The organism is Nguyenibacter vanlangensis (assembly GCF_013376155.1).
GTDB classification, from domain to species: Bacteria; Pseudomonadota; Alphaproteobacteria; order Acetobacterales; family Acetobacteraceae; genus Gluconacetobacter; species Gluconacetobacter vanlangensis.
In genome coordinates this window covers 1-500 of record NZ_JABXXP010001307.1, presented here as the reverse complement: position 1 = coordinate 500, position 500 = coordinate 1, and the positions used below count along the sequence as shown (strand labels likewise).

The 500-nt window shown below is 70.0% G+C and carries 1 pseudogene; it reads left to right on the top strand.

The window, feature by feature from the left end:
- Positions 1–27: 27 nt before the first annotated feature.
- A pseudogene (locus HUK84_RS23830) lies at positions 28–500 on the top strand (hypothetical protein); the annotation flags it as partial.

Below are 500 nucleotides of genomic sequence, written 5' to 3'. Positions count from 1 at the left end.
GCAGTGACGGCCCGAAAGGCCGCTCCGGTGGTCGAAGCGCCGAAGCCCGTGGCCAAGGCCAAGAAGGCTGCGATGGCCAAGCCGGCGAAGGCCGTCCCCGCCAAGGCGCCGGCCGCGAAAGCCGCTCCAGTGAAGGCTGCTTCGGCTAAGGCAGCTCCGACGAAGGCGGCTCCGGCGAAGGCCGCCCCGGTGAAGACTGCTCCCGCGAAGGCCGCTTCCGCAAAGACCACTGCGGCAAAGACCACTCCGGCGAAAGCCGCTCCGGTCAAGGCGCCCAAGGCCGCCAAGGCCGCCACCAAGAGTGTGGCCGCGAAGCCCGCGCCGAAAACCGTCACGAAGGCTGCCGCGAAAGAACTGGTGAAGGCTCCGACCAAGTCGTCGGCCAAGGCCCCCGCCAAGAAAGGCGTCGCGAAGTCCGCGCCGGTGAGCAAGCGCGCCGTAAAGGGCACGCGCACCGCCGTCGATGCGTGGCGCGAAGCGCGCGAAGCCCGCAAGCAGGT